Below are 25,433 nucleotides of genomic sequence, written 5' to 3' on the forward strand. Positions count from 1 at the left end.
TTTCAAAATTGTCTAAAAATAAATAAGATTTTAAAAACTGTAAAATTACCAGTCTTTTTCTTGTTTTACTTTTCTTCCTTTTGATTTTTTCGCATTCATTTTTTTCTGCGTCTTGTTTTCCTCATTGTTTAAACTCTCTAACAATTGTTTCATTTGTTCAGGAGTCATCTTACCTTGTTGAGGTTTAGGTTTTTGATTTTGTTTGTCTTTTTGGTCTTGATTAGGTTTTTGTTGATCTTTTTGATCGTCATTTTTCTGATCTTTTTGATCATCTTTTTTATCCTTATCGTCTCCTTTTTGATCTTTATTTTTATCGTTTTGTTTGTCTTTGTCGTTTTTTTTCTGCTGATCTTTCTGATCTTTATTTTTTTCGTCTTTATTTTTATCCTTGTTATCTTTTTGATTTTGTTGTTGCTTTTTAGCTTCTTTTTGAGCAACAGCTAAATTATAACGTGTTTCATCGTCATTTGGGTTTCTACGTAAGGAATTTTTAAAAGCTTCAACTGCTTGTTCATACTGTTTTTGCTCCATCATTGCGTTACCAATGTTATGATATGCTTCAGCCTGAGCCATCTTGTCTTTTGAAGTTTCAGTGGTTACTTTAAACTGTTCTACAGCTTCTTTGTATTTCTTTTCTTGGTATAAAGTATTACCAAAATTATAACTTGCTTTTTCATACTTACTATTCTTACCTAAAGCTTTCCGGTAAGCAATAGCAGCATCACTAAACTTTTGTTTATTGTATAACTTGTTTCCTTCTCGTAACAAAGCACGTGCTTCACGTTGTAGTTTAAGTGTGTCTTGCTGTGCATTGACCGCCGTAGAAACAGTAAGGACTATAATGAATATTAAATTTTGTAAACTTTTCATACTACATATTAAGATTCTTCGTTAAATAAATCTACTTTCTTCAACCATTTGGTTTTCTTATCAAACAAAAACATATCTAGAATCAAAAACAATAGTCCAATACCTACAAACCATTGAAATTGGTCTTTATAATCAGAAAACTGTTTTGTTTCAAATTCATTTTTTTGTGCGTTTCCAATAATCTTCTCAATGGCTTCTACTGGATTTTCAGTTTTATTACCATCAAAATATTGTCCGTCAGAAGCATCAGCAATTCCTTGTAAAACATCAGGTTTTCTTTGGGTAATTACTGTTTCTCCCATTCTGTCTTTTTTATAACCAATAAGCGCGCCATTTAATTTGATAGGTATTGGACCTCCTTTTTCGGTTCCTACACCTACGGTATATACTTTAACACCTTCGTTAGCGATGTTTTGGGCAACTTGTTTAGTTTCTTCTTGATGATCTTCACCATCTGAAATAATTATTAAAAAACGATTTGTTTGTTCGTCGTTATCATAATAAGTATTTGCCAAATTTAAAGCTTCATTAATGGCTGTACCTTGACTTGAAACCATGTCTGGGTTTGCATTTTGCAAAAACATTTTTGCTGCAGCATGGTCGGTAGTAATAGGGAGTAGGGGATATGCATTACCTGCATAGATAATAATACCAACTCTATCACTTCCTAACTTGTCAATAGTTTTAGATATAATTTGTTTTGCTTTTTCTAATCTATTAGGTGCAATATCTTCTGCTAACATACTTTTAGAAACGTCTAAAGCAAACACCACATCAACACCTTCTCTTTTCACGGTTTTTAGTTTTGTTCCCATTTTAGGATTAACTAATGATAGAATTAAAAATGATAATCCTACCAAAAAGAAAACAAGTTTTAGTACCGATTTAAAGGTTGATGTATTTGGTGCTATTTTAGATAAAAGCAACGGGTTAGCAAACTTTTTTTGAGTTCGTTTTTTCCACCATAAAACTAATAGGAAAACCACAATTATTACAGGAATAATTGCAAAAAGATAAAAATATATTGGTTCTTCTAGTTTGTACATCCTTCGGATAGTTTAATTGTTGATGCGTTTAATCGTTTAACTGTGATTTTCGTAAAGAATTCAACATGTTAGAAATTTTGTATATTGTATTTCTTAATTTTAAATAGTCTTCTTCATTTAAAAAGTTTAAATCTCTTGAAACAATTAATTGACTTAGAATTTCCATTGTTGAACTATATGCTATAGATGTAAAATGAGCTTTGTCTTTGTTTGTTATTCGTGTTGTTCCTTCTGCTAAATTAGAAGAAATAGAAACAGAGGCTCTTCTTAGTTGGTTTGTTAAACCAAACTTTTCTGAATCAGGAAAACTTTCTGTAACAGAATATATTTTTTTAGAAAGCTTAACAGCTTCTTTCCAAACTTCTAATTTTTCAAAAGAGAAAATATACATTTTTAACTTTTAAACAGTTTAACAATTACACAGTTTTATATAAAACTTTTAAATAACGTGTTTTTTAGGGTGAATTCTAAAAGTAAAAATATCCCTGCTAAGAAAACTAAAAAACGATATTTTTCAGAGTAATTATAATACTTGAACTCTTCGATTTTAGTTTTTTCTAACTTGTCAATCTCGTCATAAATTTCTTTTAACTTGGTGTTATTAGTTGCTCTAAAATATTTACCACTAGTTTCGCTGGCAATGTGCTTTAGCAAATCTTCGTCAATTTCAACAGGTTGATTTTTAAATGAAATTTTTCCTGTTCTTGGGTCTTTAGCCCATGGAAAAGGAGCCATTCCGTTAGTTCCAATTCCGATAGTATAAACCTTAATTCCGTTTCCTTTTGCTAAATCAGTAGCTGTTTTAGGATCAACAAAACCAGCATTGTTTACACCGTCTGTCAATAAGATAATAACTTTACTTTTGGCTTTACTATCTTTTAGTCTATTAACAGCGGAACCTAGACCCATTCCAATAGCAGTTCCTCCTTCTAACTGTCCCCATTTAATTTCTGAAATTGTTCTTTTTACAATAGATTTATCACTGGTAATTGGAGTTTGTGTAAAACTTTCTCCTGCATATACTACGATACCAATACGATCATTAGGGCGTCGGTTTATAAAATCGGTAGCTACTCTTTTTAAGGCCTCTAATCGGTTTGGTTTAAGGTCTTTTGCTAGCATACTAGCCGAAACATCAACAGCCATTACGATATCAATACCTCTATTTGTTTTTGTTTTCTTACTAACAGCTACATTTCTAGGGCGTGCTAAAGCAACTATTAAGCAGGTTAATGCCAGTAGTCTTAAGAGCGGCAGTATGGATTTGAGTTTGGGTAAAATAGAACTTTGTATTTTAAAACCTTTAGTACTTGGTATTCTAAGTTGAGCACCATCTTTTTTTCGAGTATAAAAACTCCAAAAAGCTAATAGAGGAATTAATACTAACAACCATAAAAACTCGGGACTATGAAACTCGAAATTATTCCACTTCATCATCTTCTTCTTGTTTTTTAGGTTTTAAATTATCTATAATAAGCTTTGCGTCTTTTCGGTCTTCCTCTATTTCGTGAGATAAAGGTTTTGATTTCGCAAATTTTACTAAGTCAGATTCTTGTAAAAGACCTTTTAATTTATCAATAATTTCTTTCGAAGTTTCTATTGACTTTGTGTCATTGAAGTCTTTTAAAACGTCAATTAATTCATCAGTAGTGCTTTCTAGGGCAGGAACATGTAGCTCTCGTTCAATATAACCTCTTACAATGTCTGTTAATTCACTATAATATTTTTTAACCTGATTATTTTGCCATAATAGTTTTTTGTCCAGTTCCTCCAGTTTTTGCATAGCTTCTTCATAAGGAGGTAATAAAGGGATAATAACTTTTTCTTCTTGTTCTTTTTTCTTTTTGAAAACAAAGAAATAAAGTAATAACACTATGACAAGAATAGCTATTATGATCCACCAAATGTATTGTTTGAAATCATCAAGCTGATAAGGTTCTCCTTTAATTCCCTTAATTGGAAATTTTTTAACCTTCGTAGTGTCGATAGGAACAGTAGCTACATTAACCAATAAACTATCGGTTAAATAAGCTTGATTTCTAATAAATATTTGTTGTTGAGGAATGTAAAATGCACCACTATCAAACCCTGTTAAAATGTATTTTCGAATGAGCTTGTTTTCAATAGTGTCAATTTTTAATGTATCAATAACTTCCAATCCTTTTAAGTTTTCTAGTTTTGGAATGATAACATTCTCAGTTTCGTCAACAGATATTTTATATAGAAACTGCTCACCAATTCTAATATTTGTGGTGTCAATTTCTGCTTTTACCTGAGGTTGTTGTGCAAAGGCAAAAGAAGTTAAAAACAAGCATATGTAAAGTAGTTTGTGTTTCATTGTTTGTTCTTATCCTTTTCGTTTAAAATAACCTAATAGCTTTCGTACATAGCTTTCGTCAACTCTAGTGTTGATAGTTCCTGCACCACTCTTGGTAAAAGTGGTTTCAAAATAATTAGACAAACGTAAAGCATTTGCCTTGTAATGAGTTCTAACAGATTTAGAACTAGTGTTAACTAGCTGTGTTTTTCCTGTTTCAGCATCTATCATAGGAACCATTCCTAAATTAGGAATTTCTTCATCATGTTTGTCATATACACGAATACCAGTAACATCATGTTTATTACCAACAATTTTTAGTGTACGCTCGTAATTATCATCCATAAAGTCAGAAAGCATAAAAACAATTGCTTTCTTTTTCATGATGTTGGATAAAAATTTGAGAGCTTCACTAATATTAGTTTGTCTACTTTTTGGTTGAAATTCAATAAGCTCACGAATAATTCGTAATACGTGGCTTTTTCCTTTTTTAGGAGGAATGTATAGTTCAACTTGATCAGAGAACAGGATTAAACCAACTTTATCGTTGTTTTGAATTGCAGAAAAGGCTAGTGTTGCGGCAATTTCTGTTACGGTATCTTTTTTAAATTGTTCAGAAGTACCAAAAAATTCAGAGCCAGAAATATCGACTACCAACATCATGGTAAGCTCACGCTCTTCCTCAAAAACTTTTACATAGGGTTCGTTATAGCGAGCAGTTACATTCCAGTCAATTGCTCTAATATCATCTCCGTATTGATATTGACGTACTTCAGAGAAAGTCATACCTCTACCTTTAAAGGTTGAGTGGTATTCTCCTCCAAAAATATGATTAGACAACCTACGTGTCTTTATTTCTATTTTTCGAACTTTTTTTAGTAACTCTTTTGTATCCATGTTTTCAATTGTCAGTTAACAGTTATCAATAATCAGTAAAGTATTTTTGGCTGATAATTGCTCATTGATAATTGATTAAGGCACTTGTACTTCGTTAATAATAGAGTTAATAATATCTATTGAAGTAATATTTTCAGCTTCAGCTTCGTAAGTAATTCCAATTCTATGACGTAACACATCGTTTACGACTGCTCGAACATCTTCAGGAATCACATATCCTCTTCGTTTAATAAAGGCGTAGCATTTTGCAGCTTTAGCCAAAGCAATACTACCACGTGGAGAAGATCCAAAGCTAATAAGAGGTTTTAATTTTTCTAAATTATATTTTTCAGGGTAACGAGTTGCGAAAATAATATCTAAGATATATTTTTCTATTTTTTCATCCATATAAACTTCGTTAACTACATTACGAGCTTTAATAATTTGTTCTATTGAAATTACAGGATTTACTTTTTGAAAGCCTCCGTTTAAGTTTTGACGCATAATAAGTTGTTCGTCTTGTAATTTTGGATAATCAATTACAGTTTTTAGCATAAAACGGTCTACTTGTGCCTCAGGAAGTGGGTATGTTCCTTCTTGTTCTACCGGGTTTTGAGTAGCCATTACCAAGAATGGTTCATCCAATTTAAAAGTTTCATCTCCAATGGTAATTTGACGCTCTTGCATAGCTTCTAGTAAGGCAGACTGTACTTTAGCAGGAGCACGGTTAATCTCATCGGCTAGTACAAAATTGGCAAAAATTGGTCCTTTTTTAATAGAAAAATCGTTTTCTTTTACATTGTATATCATAGTACCTACTACATCGGCAGGTAATAAATCTGGAGTAAATTGAACGCGACTAAAACTTCCGTCAACAGCTTTAGAAAGTGTGTTAATAGCTAAGGTTTTTGCTAAACCAGGTACACCTTCTAATAAAATATGTCCATTTCCTAAAAGACCGATGAGTAATCGTTCAATCATGTATTTCTGACCTACAATTACTTTGTTCATTTCTGTAGTTAACAAGTCTACAAAAGCACTTTCTCTTTCTATTTTTTCATTGATGGCTCTTACGTCTATATCCATAGTAATTGAAATAAATTAGAATTTTTATGAAACAAAGCTACAATAATAGTGTTTTTTTAGTTGTTAAAAGTTGGTTAAACCTTGTATTTACAAGCTAAAAGGTGTGGTTCTTTAAAGTTAAGTTTTTGACTATGTGCTTTATGTGTTTGAAAATAAGTTGTTTATAATTTGTTTTTATGAATAAAAAAAATGAAATTTAGCTTCTACTAACTTTAAACTTAAATTTTATGAAGAAAATGTCTTTTAGCAAAACGTTGCTAATTAACGCACTTATTTTTCTGTTTTCTGGTTTTGTTTACGGGCAAACAATAAAAGGAAAAATTGTGGATGTAAATGGAGAAAGTATTCCTTTTGCAAATATTATAGAGAAAGGAACAACAAATGGTACCACTTCTAATGAGAATGGTGAATTTAGTTTAAATATAAAAAAACTACCAGCAGTAGTAACAATATCTTCATTGGGGTTTGTTACAGTAGAAAGAAATATTGCAGATACGAATACTTTTTTACAGGTAACACTACGAGAAGATTCTGATGTTTTAGAAGAAGTAGTGATTTCGGGGTTAGCAACTACAACGAAAAGATCTAATTTAGCGAACACAGTTTCGACAATTTCAGCTGCTGAATTAACACAAGTCACATCACAATCGGGTTTTGATAGTGCATTATCAGGAAAGTTCACTGGAGCAGAGATAAAAGCGAATTCAGGGGCTCCAGGGGGAGGAATTTCTATGAGATTAAGAGGTGTTACTTCTATTTTTGGAGATCAACAACCGTTATTTGTGGTAGATGGTGTGTATGTTGACAACTCATCAATTTCTTCTGGAAATAACATTGTAAGTGAAGCTGCTGGAGGTGGTAATCCTTCATCAAATCAGGATGACGCTTCTAATAGGATTGCAGATATTGACCCTGAAGATATAGAGACTGTAGAAATACTGAAAGGTGCCTCAGCGGCAGCTCTCTACGGATCAAGAGCGGCAGGAGGTGTTGTTATTATTACAACAAAAAGAGGTAAAGAAGGTAAACCTAGAGTATCCTTTTCACAAACTGTAGGTTTGAGAAGTCCAACAAGGTTATTAGGTTTAAGAGACTGGGATGATTCAGAAGTTGTTGCTTTAGGAGGACCAGCGAATGCAAAACTAAGAGACTATGAAGCAGAGCTATTTGATCATACTAGAATTTCTACAACAACAAGGTTTACAACATCAGGAGGTTCAGAAAGAAGCGATTACTTTTTTGGAGTAACTTATAAAGATGAACCTGGATTAGTTGAAAATACAGGCTATGAAAAAGCAGCGGCTCGTTTAAATATAGGTCAAAAATTTACAGATTGGTTAGATTTATATGTCACGTCAAATTATATAAGCTCTCAAGCAGATAGAGGTTTTTTTAATAACGGTAATGCCAATAGAACTATAGGGTACGCCCTAGCTTTTACTTATCCATGGGAAAACTTATCTCCTACAGATGGAGTCTATCCTTTTGGAGGTGCTGGTTCAAATGTATTAGAAACAATAGCACTAACTACTAATAGAGAAAACGTAAATAGGTTTATTGGTAGTGCTAAGTCTAATATCAAAATTCTTAACGGAGAAAAAAATAGACTTAAGTTGGTGCTTGAAGCGGGGTTTGATCAGTACACACTTCGTACAACAAGTATTTTCCCTAGAGAATTAACTTATTTTAGAGATAGATCTACTTTAAAAGGAGCTTCAATATCTGGAACGACGAGAAATACTAATTATAACTTATCTGCCTTTTTAGTTCATAATTTAAGTTTAAATAATGGGTTACAGTTCACAACTCAAACAGGAACCTTTTTTCAAGATTTTGACCGTAACACTGTTATTAGTGTAGGAACAGGTTTCAACACCTCATTAACAAGTTTATCGTTGGCGGAAAATTTATCGTCTCAGCAAGTTGTTAGGCTTCAGAGAGATACAGGGTTTTTTGTGCAGGAAGAAATAAATTATGACGATAAAATAATTGGTACTATTGGTATTAGAGGAGATAAGTCAACCAATAATGGTATTTCAGATAAGATGTATTATTACCCTAAAGCAAACTTAGCAATTAATTTACATAAGTTTAGTTTTTGGGATATAAAAGAAATTACTAGTTTAAAACCTAGGATTGCCTATGGAGAAGCCGGAAGATTCCCTAACTTTAATGATCAATTTACTTTGGCTGCACCACAATTTATAGGAGGTGTCTCTGGTTTTGCACCTGGAACTTTTAAAGGAGACCCTGCCATAGGTCCAGAACGTCAAAAAGAATTAGAATATGGATTAGATTTAGGCCTATTTGATAATAGGTTTACATTAGAGGCTACGGTATACAACAAAAAAATAAGCGATCTACTTATTCAGGAAAATTTTCCAACATCATCTGGTTTTACTAGAAAAATTAAAAATGGAGGAGAGCTTGAAAATACAGGTATAGAATTAGGCTTAAATGCGAACTTTATTGAAAAAGAAGATTTTTCTTGGAACGCAAACTTTAAATGGTGGAAAAACAAATCTAAAATTAATAAGTTAGATGTTCCAGCCTTTACAGAAGGAGGTTTTGCAGCTTTCTTAGGAACTTTTTTAATACAAGAGGGTAAGAGTGCTACGCAAATTGTAGGGACTTATCCTAGCGGACTTACTCCAGAAGAAATAGCTGTAATTGATCCTGATGGAGATGGATTTGCTGTTTATGGTAATGCAGAACCAGATTTTCAAATGTCATGGCAAAACAACATACGTTATAAAAACTTCGATTTATCATTTTTATGGCATTGGAAAAAAGGAGGAGACGGTATTAATTTAACAACTTTTTTATATGATAATGCTGGAACTACATGGGATTTTGATGATACTGATTTAGATCCTACAGGTACGCTCACCAATGGACCTTACAGGTTGGCGCAAGCAAATGTTAGAAATACTAAGCCTCTAATAGAAGACGCAGGATATCTTCGATTAAGAGAAGTAGGTCTTTTTTATACATTTAACGATGAGGTTTTTAAAGGAGCAGAGAAAGTAAAAGTAGGGATATCAGGCAGAAACTTAATCAATATTTTTGATTATAATAGTTATGATCCTGAAGCATCAAACTTTGGAAATAATGTATTAGCTAATAATGTAGAAGTAACCCCTTACCCTGCATCTAAGTTTGTTAATTTTCATCTAAAAGTTAACTTTTAATCTCCTAAAATAAATTATCATGAAAAATATATTCTATAAATTAATATTAATCGTTTTTGTTTCTTTTATTCAAAGTTGTGAATTAGAGGAATTACCTAATCAAAATGCACCGACATTGGATTCGTATACAGATGGTGCCTCCGCAGCTGATGTCGAAGCTTTAGCAGTTGGTTTAGAGGCTGTAATGAGAAGTGATTTAGATTTTCATTATGAAACGGTAAGCTATTTAGCGAGAGAGTACTACGATTTATCAACAGCAGACCCAAGATATACAGGGGAGATTTTAAAAGGGCCTTTAGATAATAATGGGTTTTTAACAACTCGTTCTTTTGCGGCTTGGTATAGAATAGTTAAAGCAGCTAATGTTTTAATTACAGCTGTAGAAAACTCAAATGCTGGATTTTCTGAGGAAGAAAAAAGCTCTTATTATGGATATGCTAAGACAATAAAGGCATACGCTCTTTTAATGGTAGCAAATAGGCAATATACAAATGGAATTAGATTAGATGTAGAAGATCCAAATAACTTAGGTTCTTTTGTAGGTTATGATGAAGCTTTAGTTGCAATAAAAAATTTATTAAATGAAGCTAAAAGCGATTTAGAAGCGTCTTCTAGTAATTTTCTATTTCTATTTAGTCCAGGGTATAATGATTTAAAACCTATGGATCCATCAGATTCAAGTAAGAGATTACCCCTCTTACCAAGCGGTTTTTTAAAGTTTAATAGAGCAATTGCTGCACGGGTTGCACTATATCAAAACAACAAGGCAGAAGTGTTAACTTTTTTAAATGAATCTTTCTTTGACTTAAATAAATCTATGTCGTTTGGTGTATCACATGTTTTTGGATTAACAGGAAATGATATTAAAAACGATTTGTTTTATGTAAAGCAAAAAGGAAATGAATTTGTTGTACATAATTCATGGATAGCTGATGGAGAGACAGGTGACCTTCGTGTGTCTAGCAAATCTTCATTGTTAGATACCTCAGGTTCTCATGATGGTCTTACAGGTACCCATCAAATCTCTGTGTATAAAAGCAATACAGATCCTGTGTATCTTATTAGAAATGAAGAATTAATTTTAATGTATGCTGAAGCTAATATAGGTACAAACAATACAGAGGCTGTTACTGCTATCAATATTGTTAGAAATGCTGCAGGTTTGCTAGATTACTCTGGAGGAACTTCAGATAGCGAGTTAGTAGAAGAAGTTTTAAAACAAAGAAGATACTCTTTACTAGGGGAAGGACATCGATGGATTGATTTAAGGCGTTTAAATAGACTGAATTCGACCTATATCCCACTAGATAGATCAGGGGATAATATTATTGATGCTTTTCCAACACCATTTAGTGAAAATGCAAATTAATAATACTGCTTGTTTTTAGTTGTAATATTTGAGAATAAAAAGCACCTTTTGGAGGTGCTTTTTTTATGAGTTATATTCTTTTAAGAATAATTTATCGTTTTCAAAAATCGCATAGGTATAATACTGAATCCAATCACCAGTGTTAAGGTAAACACTATTGTCTTGAAGTTGAATTTCTAAAGGAAGATGTCTGTGCCCAAAAACAAAATAATTGTAGTGTTTAGTTTCTAGTTTGCGCTTACAATACTGTACTAACCACTCATTATCTTCACCTAAAAATTTAGTATCCTCATCACCAGAAATCAGTTTGTTTTTTACTGACATATATTGTCCTAATCGCACACCTAAATCTGGATGCAACCAACGAAACATCCATTGAAATAGTGGAAATGTAAACACTTTTTTCATGCGTTTATATCCTTTATCCCCAGGTCCTAATCCATCACCATGACCAATTAAAAACAATTTATCGTTGATTTTAAATTCTTGAGGAGAATGATACACAGGAATATTTAATTCTTTTTCAAAATAATCACGCATCCATAAGTCGTGGTTCCCAACAAAAAAGTAAATCGGGATACCACTATCTTTTAGTTCAGCAAGTTTACCTAAAACGCGAACAAAGCCTTTAGGAACGACAGTTTTATATTCAAACCAAAAATCGAATAAATCACCTAAAATAAAGATAGCCTCAGCATCTTTTTTAACTTCGTTTAACCATGCAACAAATTTTTGTTCACGAGGAAAACTAGCTTCAGATGTTGGAGCTCCTAAATGTTGATCGGAAGCAAAATAGACTTTTTTATTTTCAGAAGTGTTGATTGAAATCAAATCGTAAATTTTGGTAAAAATAAGTATTTTACTTAGAGTTAGCACAAACAAATTTTGGCTACATTTGTTTAAGAACTTACATGAATCCACGTATATGAATCCGTTTGACGACACCTACTTTATGAAAAAAGCTTTACAGGAAGCCGAAATCGCTTTTGATAAAGGAGAGGTTCCTGTTGGGGCTGTAATTGTTTTCAAAAATCAGATTATAGCTAGGGCACACAATTTAACAGAGTTGTTAAACGATGTAACAGCTCATGCCGAAATGCAAGCTTTTACTGCAGCAGCAGATTTTTTAGGTGGGAAATATTTAAAAGATTGCACGTTGTATGTTACGTTAGAACCTTGCCAGATGTGTGCTGGAGCGAGTTACTGGACGCAAATAGGCAAAATAGTATACGGAGCAAGTGAACCAAAACTTGGTTTTAGTGTATTGAAAACAAAACTACATCCAAAAACAAAGGTAATATCAGGGGTTTTAGAAGAGGAATGCGGTTTTTTGTTGAAGAAGTTTTTTATTGAAAAACGGAACTTAAATTGACGATAATCATTCCGAACTTGTTTCGGAATTTCATTATGAGAAGTTGAAATTAAGTTTAACTAAAGAACTTAAGATAATGTTTGTTGTTTTGCTCCGCTTTCGTGCTCCAATAGCCATTTTTTACGCCAAACACCGCCTGCATACCCTGTTAACGAGCCATCAGAACCTACAACTCTGTGACACGGAATAACGATCCAAATAGGGTTTTTACCGTTAGCAGAAGCTACAGCACGAATTGCTTTTACATCACCTAATTGTTTGGTTTGTTCTAAGTAGGTTCTAGTTCTTCCAAAAGGAATGTTTAATAATTCATTCCAAACCGATTGTTGAAAGCTTGTTCCTTGTGGATTCAATTGTAGATCAAAATCTGTTCTTTTTCCAGCAAAATACTCATCCAATTGCATAACACAATTTTGTAAACATGATGGAGTCTTTTTATGAAAGCTAATTGTAGGCAAAGCATTTTCATCCAATACTGAAATCGACTGGACTCCGTTTTCATTACCTTCAATTTTGGCGATCCCGATAGGAGTTTTATAATATGTGGTTTGTAAGTTAGACACCAAAAACGTCTTTAGAGTTCTGTGTTGTAATTTCCGAAATTTCATCGAAAGTCAATCCATAAATATCTACTAACTTATCCACAACATTAGTAATGTAGCTGCTTTCATTACGTTTTCCTCGGTATGGAGTAGGTGCTAAGTATGGCGAATCGGTTTCTAAGACAATGTGTTTAATGTCTATTTGGTTTAAAAACTTGTCAATTTTTCCATTTTTAAATGTCGCTACACCACCAATTCCTAATTTCATATTGTAGGAAATTGCTTTTTCAGCTTGCTCTAAAGTTCCTGTAAAACAGTGAAAAATTCCATATAAATCATCTCCTTTTTCAGTTTCTAGTACTTCAAAAATCTCATCAAAAGCATCACGACAATGGATAACAATCGGTAGTTTTTTCTCTTTTGCCCACTGAATTTGAGTACGAAAAGCTTCTTGTTGTTGTGGTAAAAATGATTTATCCCAATACAAATCGATACCAATTTCACCAATCGCATAAAAATCACGTTGGTCTAACCATTCTTTTACATGAACTAATTCTTCTTGATAGTTTTCTTTTACTGAAGTTGGATGTAACCCCATCATTAAAAACACATCTTTCGGATAGTTTTTTTCCAAGTCAAACATACGTTCAGTATAAGAACTATCAATCGCAGGAATAAAGAAACGAGAAACTCCAGCTTCTTTAGCACGTTGTATCATTTCATTTCTGTCTTCGTCAAACTGACTTGAATATAAGTGGGTATGTGTATCTGTAATCATTTATTGCCGTATCTTTACGAGACAAAAGTACAAGAAATGGCAAGTTTGAAAAAAGTATTACGAAAAAAGAAATACATTAAAATAAAACTCAAAAAAATGATTACAAATCATTTAGAGTTAGATGCGGAGATAAATGGTGTTAAAGGAAGGTTTATTTTAGATACAGGCGCTTCTAATTCGTGTGTTGGATTAGATTTAATAGAGCGTTTCAAGCTTATTTCTGAAGAAAGTGAAGTAAAAGCTGCAGGAGCAGGAGCGACGGATATGGAAACACACAAGTCTGGAAATAATTCTCTTAAAATAGGAAAGTGGAAAGCGAATGAGTGTGATTTAGTATTGTTTGACTTAACACATGTAAATACAGCTTTAAAACAACACGATGCTGATGAGGTAGACGGAATTATAGGGGCAGATATTTTAGAGGAAGGAAAAGCCTTTATTGATTATAACAAGAAGGCATTGTATTTAAAGAAGCTTAAAAAGAAAAAAGTAAGGAAATTAAAAGTTCCTTTCTAATGTTGTGGCTCTATGTATAAATTTTTATAATGTAAATAGATTCAATACTAGAATGAAAACTATAAAGATATTTTGAATATTTTTATAATAAAATACTGTGATAGCTATGAAAAGAAATAAATTGTTTTTTAACTATTTTGTTTTAGTTTGGGTAATATTTGGTTTGCTTATTTATGTGTGGGAGCTTTCTTCCCTTATCTATAATAAGCAGTATGATGAGTTTTTTACTTATCAGAGATTAAAAACAACATTTTTGCCTTTGTCAATTATTGTTTTATATATTGTTACTTTCTTTAAAAAAAAATAAAAACGAAGAATCTAATTAAAAAATAACATAAAAAAATCCGTAAGAAACATCTTACGGATTTTTTTATGTTTAATTGTTTAAATTAATTAGCTTAAAACTTCTTTTATTCTTTTAATTGCTTCACGTAATTGTAATTCAGAAGCAGCATATGATAAACGAACACATTTTGGTGCACCAAAAGCTTCACCAGTTACTGTAGCTACATTTGCTTTTTCTAATAATAGCATAGAAAAATCATTTGCATCTTTAATTTCTTTTCCTTGGATTGTTTTTCCAAAGAAATCAGAAATGTCGGGGAACACATAAAAAGCACCTTCAGGTACGTTTAATTTAAATCCGTCGATTTCTCCTAATAATTGTAATACTAAGTCTCTACGATTTTTAAACTCATCTACCATATACTGTACTTTTTCTGGTGATGCTTTTACTGCGGTAATTGCAGCACGTTGAGCGATACAGTTGGTTCCAGAAGTAATTTGACCTTGCATTTTAGTACAAGCCTTAGCAATCCACTCAGGAGCACCAATGTAACCAATTCTCCATCCTGTCATTGCAAAAGCTTTCGCTAAACCGTTCACGGTAATGGTACGATCGTACATACTTTCAATAGCAGCAAAACTAAATGGTTTTGTTCCGTAGTTAATGTGCTCATATATTTCGTCAGATAAAATATAAATATCCGGATGCTTTTCTAATACTTTAGCCAATGCTCTGTATTCTTCCTCGCTATAAATTGTTCCACTTGGGTTGTTTGGCGAGTTAAAGAAAATCATTTTTGTTTTTGGTGAAATAGCGGCTTCTAATTGTTCTGGAGTGATTTTGAAATCGTTTTTAATAGAAGAAGGAATTTCGGTAAACTTAGCCTCACACAAAGTTGCAATTGCAGAATAACTTACCCAATATGGAGCTGGTAATAATACTTCATCACCAGGGTTCAATAATACCTGAGCTACGTTGGCAATAGATTGTTTTGCTCCTGTAGAAACAACTACTTGGTTTGGAGCATATGTTAAGTTATTATCACGTTTAAACTTCTCGCAAATAGCTTCTTTTAACTCTACATATCCATCAACTGGAGTGTATGAGTTGTAGTCTTGATTAATGGCTTCAATAGCAGCATCTTTAATAAAATCAGGAGTGTTAAAATCTGGTTCTCCTAAACTTAAACTAATGATGTCTTTACCTTCAGCTTTTAATTCTCTCGCTTTAGCAGCCATTGCTAAAGTTTGCGATACTGGTAAACTTTGAATTCTGTTTGATAATGCGTTTGACATTGTGTTGTTATGTTGTATGTTGATTTATGCTAATTGCGGTTTTTTTCCTAATTCAGCTAAGTGTCTAAAATGCTCTATAACTGCTTTACGTGTAGTTTTATACTCATTATAAGGAAGGTTAAATTCCTTAGCAGTTTCTTTTACAATTTGAGCTAATTTATTATAGTGAATATGAGAAATATTTGGGAAAATGTGGTGCTCTACTTGATGATTTAATCCACCTGTGTAAAAGTTGATAAACCAATTTTTAGGAGCAAAATTTGCTGTAGTATATAATTGGTGAATAGCCCAAGTGTTTTTCATATTACCATCTTCATCTGGTAAAGGGGTTTCTGTTTTAGGAACAATGTGTGCTAATTGGAAAACCACGCTTAAAATGATTCCTGCAGTATAGTGCATTACAAAAAATCCGATTAATACTTTCCACCAAGCAACATTCATTACTGCAATTGGTAATACAATCCAAAGTGAATAATAAATAACTTTCGAAACTACTAGTTTTGTCCATTCTTTAGCTGGATTTGGAAATTCTCCATACGATAACTTTCGCTTTAAGTAACTGTGCATTTGTTTAAAATCAGTAGTGATTGCCCAGTTAATCGTTAACAATCCGTATAAAAAGATTGAATAATATTTTTGGAATTTATGAATCCATAACCATTGTGTGTGTTTTGAAAAACGGATAATTCTACCAGCATCCATATCTTCATCATGATCTTGAATGTTAGTATAAGTATGGTGTAATACATTGTGTTGTACTTTCCAGTTATACACGTTACCTGCTAAAATATAAATACTGCTTCCAAAAAGCTTATTTACCCATTTTTTACTAGAAAAAGATTCGTGATTGGCATCGTGCATCACATTCATTCCTACTCCAGCCATTCCAATACCCATAACAATAGCAAGAGCTAATTTTATCCATTGCGACATATCAACAGTTAAAATTAATATGAATGGAACGATAAAAGTAGCTAACATAATAATAGCTTTTGAATATAGTTTCCAGTTACCTGTACGCTTAATGTTGTTTTCTTTAAAGTAAGTGTTAACTCTTTTATTTAGAGTTCTAAAAAACTTGGCTTTGTCTATTCTTGAGAAGTTTACTGTCTTCATTTATTGTTTGTTTGTACCGCAAAAATAAACGTTTTTGGTTCACGGTTATTGCTAAAGCTTAACTTTTTAACTAGATTAATATCTTTTGCAGAAAAATTAACAATACCAATTAGTTTTTTATTTTTGCAACGAAAAAATCACTTCATGGAATCCTCCTATAGAGGAATTATTGAATAGACAGAGTCTGTTGTAATACCAAAAGAGAAGAAATTTTATAGTAGGTAGTATTTTGTACTGATTAATATGTCTTAATAGGTTACCTAAAAAAGTAAGTGCTTAATTTAAATACAGATTGGTTTGAAACTTGTAAAAAAATACTTTGACAATTTATCGGAAACACAATTAGAGCAATTTTCTAAGTTGCAAGAATTGTATGAAGACTGGAACTTAAAAATTAATGTAGTTTCTCGTAAAGATATTGATGAGTTGTATTTACGTCACGTATTACATTCGTTAGGAATTGCAAAGGTGATGGAGTTTAAAGCTGGAGCCAAAGTGATGGATGTAGGTACAGGAGGAGGTTTTCCAGGAATTCCGTTAGCTATTTTATTTCCTGAAACCCAATTTCATTTGGTAGATTCTATCGGAAAGAAAATTAAAGTAGTAAATGAAGTTGCTGAAGGTTTAGGTTTACAGAATGTGAAAACAACTCATGGGCGTGTTGAAGAAGTTGATGATACGTACGATTTTATAGTAAGTAGAGCAGTAGCGCAAATGGAAACATTTCACCGTTGGGTGAAAAATAAAGTGCATAAAAAACAAAATCACGCACTTAAAAACGGAATCTTATATTTAAAAGGTGGTGACCTTACGGAAGAACTTGCGAACTTTCCTAAAGCCACCATTTATGATTTACCAGACTTTTTTGAAGAAGATTTCTTCGAAACTAAAAAAGTGGTGCATTTACCTATGAAATATAAAGGTTAAGCTTTTACAGAAGAAAAAACATAGTGCATTTCAGCAGCAATTTGTAGGCTACGCTCTAAGTATTTCTCTTTTTCTAAAGGTGTACCATCATGTAGTTTAGGGTCTTCATAAGTAACAGGTACTCTTTTATCAGCACCAGCAATGAATGGACAACCCTCATCGGCTTGTGAACAAGTCATGATAGCGCAAAAAGCTGAGCTTGGATTAAAGCCATTATCATACTTTTTAGAAAAACCTATAATAGGTGATGCGTTATCAGCATATTTTACCGCGTATATAGGATTTGTTCCATCAGATAATTGTTGAATTTGAAATCCGTTATCAACCAAAGTGCTTACTACTATTTCGTTCATCTCTGTAGCTTCTGTACCGCCAGAGTATGCGTTTACATTTGGTATTTGATAATAAAAAGTCATCGTTTGTGCCCATACTTGCGACAAATGACTTCTTCTTGAATTATGAGTACAAATAAAATTCAGGTTTATAAGTCCTTTATTATCCAGTTTTTCTTGAATGTAACTTATAAGCGGTTGTAAAACTTGTTTTCGCTCTTCCGAAACAGTTGGTAAACTTGAAAGAGTTTGTTGTATTTCAGTAAATAGTGTTGAGGTTTGTGTTTTCATATTAGCAGCATCCAGAGTTAGGTTCACAAGTAGTTTGTTTTTGTAAGTCAGATAGCTTTACTCTTGGTTTTTCTTGTGGAATTCCGCAGTTATCTTTCGCCAAACAATCTGTTTGTTTTGTTGTTAGTAAAAAGTAGGTTCCGTCAAAATCTAGTCCGTATTTACCAATCGTACTTCCTTGATATTCCACTTCAATTTCTAAGTTAGGTGAAATGTTTAATGTCTTTTCAGATAATTCTATAATAGATATTAGTTTCTCAGGGTGTAATCGATGATCATAATCATTAGCGTTCCAAAGCTGAAAGTTAACCACTTCTTCATTTCTTACCACTCCACCACAATCGATAAAGTTTTTAGTAACTCTACCAACTTCCGTCACATGAAAATGGTTAGGGACCAAACTACCATCAGGAAGTTGAAAAGCAATAGTTTTTAAGTTTTCTAGATGTTTTTTTATTTCAGATAAATTCATTTTAATATATTTTTATATTGCAATATTACGATTAATGAGTTTAAATTTTTTTAGCAGCACGACATGTCTTTTATGTCAAGATTTAAAAATGAAGATAATAAAGTTTTTGTTTCTTGCCATTTAGCTGGATTTATGCAATAACAAACACTTGTGCCTTCAATAGTTCCTTTAATAATTCCTATTTTTTTTAATTCTTTTAAATGTTGCGAAATAGTAGGTTGCGCTAAACCTATTTCATTTACTAAATCACCACAAACACAAGAATTTAGTTTGAATAAATGTTGTAAAATGGCAATACGAGCAGGGTGTCCTAATACTTTCGCAATAGAGGCCAATTGGTTTTGCTCTTCAGAAAAAATTTCAGATTTAGTTAATCCCATTTATTAATTATTTAATTGCAATATTACGATTAAGTAATGGTTTTTACAAAACTTTAAAAGTTAAAATTTTTATAAAAAGTTTAATACCAGCGTTTTTTCTTCTTTTTTGAAGCTTCTGATTTTCTTCCTTTTTTATGTTTGCTAATGGTATTGGGTTGTTTTTTCTTCTTTGGTTTAGCTAGAGGGAATGGATGGTCTTCTATAATTTTTATAGTTCTATCCATAAACTTTTGAATAGCTTTAATGTACGAAGTTTCATCGGCACTACATAGCGAAAAGGCGATTCCAGATTTACCTGCTCTACCAGTTCTACCAATTCGGTGTACGTAGGTTTCAGGAATGTTAGGTAAGTCAACATTAATAACCGCATCTACTTTACTAACGTCAATTCCACGAGCAGCAACATCGGTAGCAATTAAAATGTTGGCTTTGTTGTTTTTGAAATCCTCAATAGCTTGGTTTCGTAAGTTTTGTGACTTATCACCATGTACACTGGTAGCTTTGTATCCGTTTTTTTGAAGAGTTTTCTCCAATTTGTCAACCCCAAATTTGGTACGACGAAATATAATAATACGACCTTTTATGGTATTGCGTAATAAGTGCAAACACAAATCGACCTTATGCTTTTTAGGGGTGTAGTATAGTAACTGACCAATATTTGTTGAAGTGGTTTCTGCAGGTGAAATGTCTATCTTCTCTGGCTTGTATAACATTGATTGAGCCAAGTCACTTACTTTGTCAGGCATTGTTGCAGAAAATAGTAAGGTTTGTTTTTTACGTGGACATAATTCTTCAATCTTTCTTACATCGTCAATAAAGCCCATGTCTAACATTAAATCAGCTTCGTCTAAAACAAAAGTTTTCAGTTGGCGAACATCAATACTACCTTGTTTATGCAAGTCGATAAAACGACCTGGTGTAGCGATTAAAATATCTATCCCTTTTTCTAACATATCTTTTTGAGGTTGTGTAGACATACCACCGTATATAACAGTACTTCTTAAGTTGGTGTACTTACTATATGCTTTAAAATTTTCTTCAATTTGAATAGCTAGTTCTCGAGTAGGACTTACAATTAAAGCTTTGATTTTTTTTGCTCTTTTTTCAACATCATCTTCCTTAGAAAGCTCATGAATGATAGGTAACGCAAAAGCAGCAGTTTTACCAGTACCTGTTTGTGCAGCTACAATCACATCTTTTTTATTGAGTACTAACGGAATTACTTTTTGTTGTACTAAGGTTGGTTTGTGATACCTTTCTTCCGTAAGCGCTTTTAAGATAGATTTATTGAGTTGTAAGTCTGTAAACTTCATTCAAATATTTTTTTGCAAAGGTAGGCTAAAACAGAGAATGAAAAATTTATTTTATACTGTTGTGTGTTTTAGTAAATTTTGTCAACGGATTAGTTAAACTTAGATTGATTATTATAAATTGGTAAACGGACAATCATCAAACGTTCCAACAAAATGGATGTACTTAAATATGAAAATTGAGTTGAGTTAGTTAGATTAAAGAGTTGCGTTCAAATTGTTGGTTGTAGCTCTTTCTCTTTTTAACTCTTCTATTTTCATATTGTTAACTAATTCTTCTGTTTTTTCTTGTGTTAGACCCATTTTTTTCGTGTATTTTGAGTAATAAAAATTTAATTCAGAATCGATTTTTTGTGCTTCGTCTATGAAGTTTCCAAAATATTCTAGCATTTCTTTTCTTCCTAAATCAGAATAACACTTTTGAATCTCTAATTTAAAATATTTATGAACTAAGTAATTTCGTTTCTCAAGAATTGATTTTAAGTCTCTAGTTATATCTTCAGTTAAAGTATAAGTTTGTTTAACTTCATTTATGAAAACCCCCATAGTTTTTCTTGAGTTTTCAATGGTATCTATAATATCATTTACTTCTTTGTTGGTTTTAGCTTTATCTTTGAAAATTCTATTAGTCCACAACATTATAGAAAATGTTTCTTCTAAAACTTGACTGAAATAAATAGCAAGTCCGAAATAAGTATAAATCAAACGATATTTTCCGTCATTATCTTCATTTCTGTACTCTTCTAAAGCGCCTTGATATGTACTCATTTAAGTTCATTAATATTTAACGTCAACCAAGTTAGTTTAAATCTGATAAAAATCAAACCTAAAAAATAGACTGTTCAGAAAGTGTGGTAAATTCTTCTAAAAAGCGCATGCCTCTATATGAGTTTCCTTTTTTGTTCAATTTAGGGCTCCATACTGCAATCGCATACTGGTTAGGGTGTATGGCAATAATACCACCGCCAACTCCGCTTTTACCTGCGAGTCCAACTTTAAAAGCAAACTCACCAGATTCGTCATAAAACCCACAAGTTTGCATTAGTGCATTAATTCTTTTCGATTGACTTTTGGTCAATATTTGTTCTTCATGTCTGGTTTGTCCGTTATTGGCTAAGAAGAAAAACAATTCAGAAAGTTGTTCGCAAGTCAATTCCAACGAACATAAATCGAAATAGAAATCAAGCACCACTTCAGGGTCGTTGTATATATTTCCGTAAGACTTAATAAAATTGCACAAAGCCACATTTCTGTAGCCTACCGATTTTTCTGAAGCCGCAATTTTTGCAGAGTAGTCAATGTCTTTATTTTTAGAAAGACTTTTAATGAAATTCAATAAATCTTCTTTCGGATTTACTAAGCTGCTAATTAAAATATCGGCAATTACAATAGCACCTGCGTTGATAAACGGATTTCTAGGAATACCATTGTCAGTTTCTAATTGAACAAGTGAATTGAAACTGTTACCAGAGGGTTCTACACCCAATCTGTCCCAAATAGATTCACCAAGATGTTTATAAGCCAAACAAAGTGATAATACTTTAGCAATACTTTGAATAGAGAATTTTTCTTGAAAGTTTCCTAAACCAAAATTGGTGTTAGTAACTGTTGAAATATATACGCCAAATTTATCAGCATCAATGGTAGCTAATTCAGGAATATAGGTAGCTAGCTCCCCAATATTTTCAATAGGAGCTATTTTTTGATATACAGCTTCAAGTATTTCTTTATAATTCATTGTTTATAAACGCTAATATGTGTTAAACGAAATTAGTTGAATTCTGTTTGAAAACAAATAAAAAAGCAACCTCATTGAGGTTGCTTTTAACTTATAGTAAATTTCCGTAATCGGAATATTTTATCCTAAGAAAGGGTAACGATAATCAGTTGGAGAAACAAATGTTTCTTTGATTAAACGAGGAGATACCCAACGTAATAAGTTTTGAGCAGATCCTGCTTTATCGTTCGTTCCTGAAGCTCTTGCTCCACCAAATGGTTGTTGCCCTACAACAGCTCCTGTTGGCTTATCGTTTACATAGAAGTTACCAGCACAGTTTTCTAATGCTTTCGTAGCTTCAGCAACTGCATAACGATCTGTTGAGAATACAGCACCTGTTAAAGCGTACTCAGAAGTTCCGTCAACTAACTTTAACGTATCAGCCCAATCTGCATCTTCATACACATAAATAGTTACTACAGGACCAAATAACTCAGTTTCCATAGTCGTATATTTAGGGTTTGTAGTTAAGATAACAGTTGGCTCAATAAAATATCCTTTTGATTTATCATAGTTACCACCAGCAATAATTTCAGCATCAGCATCAGCATCGGCTTTAGCTTGGTCGATATATTTTGCTAACTTATCAAAAGAACCTTCGTGAATTACCGCAGTAATAAAGTTACTCATATCTTCTGGAGAACCCATTTTAAAAGAAGCGATGTCTTCTTTTACATAGTTTAAGGTTTCTTCAGCTAACGATTTTGGTAAGTATACTCTTGAAGCCGCAGAACATTTTTGACCTTGGAATTCAAAAGCACCACGAGAAATACCCGTAGCTACTTGTTTTGGGTTTGCAGAAGGGTGAGCAATGATAAAATCTTTACCACCAGTTTCTCCTACAATTCTTGGGTATGTTTTGTAAGTGTGAATGTTTTCACCAATCTTTTTCCATAATTCCTTAAATACATAAGTAGAACCTGTAAAGTGGATTCCAGCGAAATCAGGAGAAGATAAAACTACATCAGTAATTTCAACAGGATCACCATAAATTACGTTGATAACACCGTCTGGTACACCAGCTTCTTTAAATACATCTACAATTACTTTTGCAGAGAAAATTTGGCTATCAGATGGTTTCCATACTACAACATTCCCCATCATTGCAGCTGATGCAGGCAAGTTTGCAGCAATTGCAGTAAAGTTAAATGGAGTAATTGCATATACAAACCCTTCTAACGGACGGTATTCAACACGGTTCCAAATTCCGTCGTCAGAGTTTGGTTGTTCGTTGTAAATTTCAGACATATATTCTACGTTAAAACGTAAAAAGTCAATTAATTCACAAGCAGCATCAATCTCAGCTTGGTGAACAGTTTTAGATTGCGCAATCATAGTTGCAGCGTTAATCTTTGCACGGTAAGGACCCGCAATTAACTCAGCAGCACGTAAAAAGATAGCAGCTCTTTGTTCCCATGGCATTTGCGCCCATTCCGTACGAGCTTCTAAAGCATTAGCAATTGCTTTTTCTGCATGTGTTTTGTCTCCAATATGATATTGTCCTACCACATGTTGGTGGTCGTGTGGAGGTGTCATATTACGAGTATTTCCTGTTCTAACCTCTTCGTTACCGATGTACATTGGTACATCTACAGATCCGTTAAAATATTCTTTGTATTGTTTTGAAACGGCTTCGCGCTCTGAAGATCCTGGAGCATATCCTTTTACCGGTTCGTTAATGGCAGTTGGTACGTGAAAAAATCCTTTTCCCATTTGTATGTTGTTTGTTGAATTAAATTTCTTTCTTTGTTATTGAAAAGTCTATCTCAGACTTTCCTTAATGACAAAGTTACGGTTATTTTAGGAATATTTAAATGGACATAAGGCTGGAATTATATAAAAGTAAAACAATATGTGTACGGTAACTTATTTACCTTTAGGGAATAATAATTTTATATTAACATCAAATAGAGATGAAGACCCGAAACGAGAAACGATTGCACCAAAAACGTATGTTGAAGAAGGAGTGAAGTTAACATACCCTAAAGATGAATTAGCTGGAGGTACATGGATAGGGTTAAGTGAAAAAAATAGATTGATTTGTTTGCTAAATGGAGGGTTTACAAAACACCAAAGAGCAGAATCGTACCGAATGAGTAGGGGAGTGATTGTAAAGCAGTTATTAAAAGTTGATGATCCTGTTGAAATTATCAATCACTTTGACTTTGAAGGAATTGAGCCTTTTACCATTGTGTTAGTTGATTGGAATAATGGGTTGCAAGCGTATGAATTGGTTTGGGATGGAGTTAAAAAACATTTTCAAGAGCTAGGTAAAACTCCTAAAATATGGTCATCATCTACACTATATACTGATGAAATGAAACAGCTAAGAAAAGAGTGGTTTGCAGATTGGTTATCCAACAACAAAGAGTTTCATCAATCAGGTATAATTAATTTTCATCAAGATGAAACTAGAGGTAATAAAGAAGTGTCATTAAAGATGAAGCGTCAAAGTGTAGAAACTGTTAGTGTAACTTCAGTAATAAAAAAAGAAAAGCAACTTACCATGAGCTACTACGACCTGCATTCAAATATTAACAAAATAGGAGTCGAAATCATTAGTTTGTAATAAAAGCGATTTAATATCTTTGCAAAAAAAGTTTTTATGAATAAAAAAATATTATTGCTATTTTCTACAATTTCTATCCTTTTATTTACTAGCTGTTTTGAGTTTGTTGAAGAAGTGAGTTTTAATAAAGATGGCTCAGGAAGTGCTGTACTTACCATTAACTTAAGTAAAAGTAAAACAAAGCTAGCTTCTATAATGCTACTTGACAGTATTAATGGCTATAAAGTACCTTCAAAAGTAACTATAAGAAAAAAAGTACAAGAAATAGTTTCTAAAATTAAAGGAACAAAAGGAGTTCATAACGTAAAAAACACGTTAGATTTTAATGAGTTTATTGTTACAGTTTCGTGTGATTTTGATAATGTAGAAGCTTTAAATGAAGTAATAGCTAATTTTAGCTCAAAGAAACATATAAAAGCTATTAAAAAGAATAAACATTTTACCTTTAATGAAAAAAGTAAAACATTTACACGCAGTCATCATTTTGATCTAGGAAAAGAGTTTAGAAAAACAAAAAATCAAGATCGTAAAGTATTTGAAACTGCAACTTACACCAGTGTGTATAGGTTTGAAACACCTATAAAATATACAGAAAACAACCAAGCAAGAATATCAAAAAGTAAAAAAGCTATTATGTTGCATTTACAGGCACAAGACATCATAGCAAACAAACAAACAATCAAAAATAAAATACAATTAGAGAATTAAATTTAGG

The 25,433-nt window shown here is 32.4% G+C and carries 26 protein-coding genes; 7 read left to right on the plus strand and 19 right to left on the minus strand.

The window, feature by feature from the left end; all coding sequences use genetic code 11:
• Nucleotides 1-45: 45 nt before the first annotated feature.
• The 7 genes from ACXIHB_RS11650 to ACXIHB_RS11680 all read right to left on the minus strand — a co-directional run bounded on the left by ACXIHB_RS11650 (nucleotide 46) and on the right by ACXIHB_RS11680 (nucleotide 6,195).
• Nucleotides 46-870, minus strand: coding sequence for a tetratricopeptide repeat protein (locus ACXIHB_RS11650; protein WP_047788270.1), 825 nt, complete (start codon nucleotides 868-870; stop codon nucleotides 46-48).
• A gap of 8 nt (nucleotides 871-878) precedes the next feature.
• Nucleotides 879-1,916 carry a VWA domain-containing protein gene (locus tag ACXIHB_RS11655; protein WP_172644826.1) on the minus strand — a complete coding sequence of 346 codons (1,038 nt, stop codon included), beginning with the start codon at nucleotides 1,914-1,916 and terminating at the stop codon, nucleotides 879-881.
• Between the two features lie 28 nt (nucleotides 1,917-1,944).
• On the minus strand, nucleotides 1,945-2,307 hold the full coding sequence (locus ACXIHB_RS11660; protein WP_047788271.1) for a four helix bundle protein: 363 nt from the start codon (nucleotides 2,305-2,307) through the stop codon (nucleotides 1,945-1,947).
• A 35-nt stretch (nucleotides 2,308-2,342) separates the two neighbouring features.
• Nucleotides 2,343-3,350, minus strand: a complete 1,008-nt coding sequence (locus tag ACXIHB_RS11665) for a vWA domain-containing protein (protein WP_462099340.1) — start codon at nucleotides 3,348-3,350, stop codon at nucleotides 2,343-2,345.
• Nucleotides 3,337-4,254, minus strand: coding sequence for a hypothetical protein (locus ACXIHB_RS11670; RefSeq protein ID WP_253055464.1), 918 nt, complete (start codon nucleotides 4,252-4,254; stop codon nucleotides 3,337-3,339). Before ACXIHB_RS11670 ends, ACXIHB_RS11665 begins: the two co-directional genes overlap by 14 nt.
• Before the next feature lie 9 nt (nucleotides 4,255-4,263).
• Nucleotides 4,264-5,130, minus strand: coding sequence for a DUF58 domain-containing protein (locus ACXIHB_RS11675; RefSeq protein WP_159509327.1), 867 nt, complete (start codon nucleotides 5,128-5,130; stop codon nucleotides 4,264-4,266).
• 75 nt (nucleotides 5,131-5,205) lie between these two features.
• Nucleotides 5,206-6,195: an AAA family ATPase gene (locus ACXIHB_RS11680; protein ID WP_047788275.1), complete on the minus strand. Its 990-nt coding sequence runs from the start codon at nucleotides 6,193-6,195 to the stop codon at nucleotides 5,206-5,208.
• Between the two features lie 227 nt (nucleotides 6,196-6,422).
• On the opposite strand from ACXIHB_RS11680, the gene ACXIHB_RS11685 reads away from it, so the two are divergent.
• Nucleotides 6,423-9,386, plus strand: coding sequence for a SusC/RagA family TonB-linked outer membrane protein (locus ACXIHB_RS11685; RefSeq protein WP_462098297.1), 2,964 nt, complete (start codon nucleotides 6,423-6,425; stop codon nucleotides 9,384-9,386).
• A gap of 19 nt (nucleotides 9,387-9,405) precedes the next feature.
• A complete protein-coding gene (locus ACXIHB_RS11690) occupies nucleotides 9,406-10,755 on the plus strand; it encodes a RagB/SusD family nutrient uptake outer membrane protein (protein WP_462098298.1) in 1,350 nt (449 codons plus the stop codon).
• A 63-nt stretch (nucleotides 10,756-10,818) separates the two neighbouring features.
• Here ACXIHB_RS11690 and ACXIHB_RS11695 read toward each other — a convergent pair whose 3' ends face one another.
• A complete protein-coding gene (locus ACXIHB_RS11695; RefSeq protein ID WP_462098299.1) occupies nucleotides 10,819-11,586 on the minus strand; it encodes a UDP-2,3-diacylglucosamine diphosphatase in 768 nt (255 codons plus the stop codon).
• Nucleotides 11,587-11,680: 94 nt separating this feature from the next.
• Here ACXIHB_RS11695 and ACXIHB_RS11700 point away from each other — a divergent pair, with 94 nt between their 5' ends.
• Nucleotides 11,681-12,127, plus strand: a complete 447-nt coding sequence (locus ACXIHB_RS11700) for a nucleoside deaminase (RefSeq protein ID WP_462098300.1) — start codon at nucleotides 11,681-11,683, stop codon at nucleotides 12,125-12,127.
• A gap of 68 nt (nucleotides 12,128-12,195) precedes the next feature.
• Here ACXIHB_RS11700 and ACXIHB_RS11705 read toward each other — a convergent pair whose 3' ends face one another.
• Together ACXIHB_RS11705 and ACXIHB_RS11710 are read right to left on the minus strand one after the other, a co-directional pair.
• Nucleotides 12,196-12,690: a methylated-DNA--[protein]-cysteine S-methyltransferase gene (locus ACXIHB_RS11705; protein WP_462098301.1), complete on the minus strand. Its 495-nt coding sequence runs from the start codon at nucleotides 12,688-12,690 to the stop codon at nucleotides 12,196-12,198.
• A complete protein-coding gene (locus tag ACXIHB_RS11710; RefSeq protein WP_073182507.1) occupies nucleotides 12,683-13,447 on the minus strand; it encodes a TatD family hydrolase in 765 nt (254 codons plus the stop codon). The genes ACXIHB_RS11705 and ACXIHB_RS11710 overlap by 8 nt, the downstream gene beginning before the upstream one ends.
• 36 nt (nucleotides 13,448-13,483) lie before the next feature.
• Between ACXIHB_RS11710 and ACXIHB_RS11715 the strand changes: the two genes are divergently transcribed.
• On the plus strand, nucleotides 13,484-13,963 hold the full coding sequence (locus tag ACXIHB_RS11715) for a retropepsin-like aspartic protease (RefSeq protein ID WP_073182508.1): 480 nt from the start codon (nucleotides 13,484-13,486) through the stop codon (nucleotides 13,961-13,963).
• Between the two features lie 393 nt (nucleotides 13,964-14,356).
• Here the strand turns inward: ACXIHB_RS11715 and ACXIHB_RS11720 are convergent, their stop codons facing one another.
• The gene (locus ACXIHB_RS11720) at nucleotides 14,357-15,544 is read right to left on the minus strand and encodes a pyridoxal phosphate-dependent aminotransferase (protein WP_462098302.1); all 1,188 of its coding nucleotides are present in this window, start codon (nucleotides 15,542-15,544) and stop codon (nucleotides 14,357-14,359) included.
• 24 nt (nucleotides 15,545-15,568) lie between these two features.
• Complete coding sequence (locus ACXIHB_RS11725; protein ID WP_125066569.1) at nucleotides 15,569-16,660, minus strand: fatty acid desaturase family protein; 1,092 nt, start codon at nucleotides 16,658-16,660, stop codon at nucleotides 15,569-15,571.
• 297 nt (nucleotides 16,661-16,957) lie between these two features.
• On the opposite strand from ACXIHB_RS11725, the gene rsmG reads away from it, so the two are divergent.
• Entirely contained in the window at nucleotides 16,958-17,587 is a 630-nt protein-coding gene (rsmG, locus tag ACXIHB_RS11730; RefSeq protein WP_047788308.1) for a 16S rRNA (guanine(527)-N(7))-methyltransferase RsmG, read from the plus strand.
• Here rsmG and ACXIHB_RS11735 read toward each other — a convergent pair.
• From ACXIHB_RS11735 to pruA, 7 genes are all read right to left on the minus strand, one after another.
• On the minus strand, nucleotides 17,584-18,210 hold the full coding sequence (locus ACXIHB_RS11735; protein ID WP_173359304.1) for a low molecular weight phosphatase family protein: 627 nt from the start codon (nucleotides 18,208-18,210) through the stop codon (nucleotides 17,584-17,586). The genes rsmG and ACXIHB_RS11735 overlap by 4 nt on opposite strands.
• A gap of 1 nt (nucleotide 18,211) precedes the next feature.
• Nucleotides 18,212-18,682 carry a DUF6428 family protein gene (locus tag ACXIHB_RS11740; protein WP_073182529.1) on the minus strand — a complete coding sequence of 157 codons (471 nt, stop codon included), beginning with the start codon at nucleotides 18,680-18,682 and terminating at the stop codon, nucleotides 18,212-18,214.
• 50 nt (nucleotides 18,683-18,732) lie between these two features.
• Nucleotides 18,733-19,062 carry an ArsR/SmtB family transcription factor gene (locus ACXIHB_RS11745; protein WP_047788311.1) on the minus strand — a complete coding sequence of 110 codons (330 nt, stop codon included), beginning with the start codon at nucleotides 19,060-19,062 and terminating at the stop codon, nucleotides 18,733-18,735.
• Between the two features lie 80 nt (nucleotides 19,063-19,142).
• The gene (locus tag ACXIHB_RS11750; RefSeq protein WP_462098303.1) at nucleotides 19,143-20,375 is read right to left on the minus strand and encodes a DEAD/DEAH box helicase; all 1,233 of its coding nucleotides are present in this window, start codon (nucleotides 20,373-20,375) and stop codon (nucleotides 19,143-19,145) included.
• A gap of 195 nt (nucleotides 20,376-20,570) precedes the next feature.
• A complete protein-coding gene (locus tag ACXIHB_RS11755) occupies nucleotides 20,571-21,140 on the minus strand; it encodes a hypothetical protein (protein WP_239178463.1) in 570 nt (189 codons plus the stop codon).
• A gap of 58 nt (nucleotides 21,141-21,198) precedes the next feature.
• Nucleotides 21,199-22,110 (minus strand): glutaminase, encoded by a 912-nt coding sequence (locus ACXIHB_RS11760; protein WP_462098304.1) that lies wholly within the window; start codon nucleotides 22,108-22,110, stop codon nucleotides 21,199-21,201.
• Between the two features lie 120 nt (nucleotides 22,111-22,230).
• Nucleotides 22,231-23,862 carry an L-glutamate gamma-semialdehyde dehydrogenase gene (pruA, locus tag ACXIHB_RS11765; protein ID WP_462098305.1) on the minus strand — a complete coding sequence of 544 codons (1,632 nt, stop codon included), beginning with the start codon at nucleotides 23,860-23,862 and terminating at the stop codon, nucleotides 22,231-22,233.
• 139 nt (nucleotides 23,863-24,001) lie between these two features.
• On the opposite strand from pruA, the gene ACXIHB_RS11770 reads away from it, so the two are divergent.
• Nucleotides 24,002-24,718, plus strand: a complete 717-nt coding sequence (locus tag ACXIHB_RS11770) for an NRDE family protein (protein WP_462098306.1) — start codon at nucleotides 24,002-24,004, stop codon at nucleotides 24,716-24,718.
• A 36-nt stretch (nucleotides 24,719-24,754) separates the two neighbouring features.
• Nucleotides 24,755-25,426, plus strand: coding sequence for a hypothetical protein (locus ACXIHB_RS11775; RefSeq protein ID WP_462098307.1), 672 nt, complete (start codon nucleotides 24,755-24,757; stop codon nucleotides 25,424-25,426).
• The last annotated feature ends 7 nt before the right edge of the window (nucleotides 25,427-25,433 follow it).

The sequence above is a fragment of the Tenacibaculum sp. IMCC1 genome (assembly GCF_054906355.1).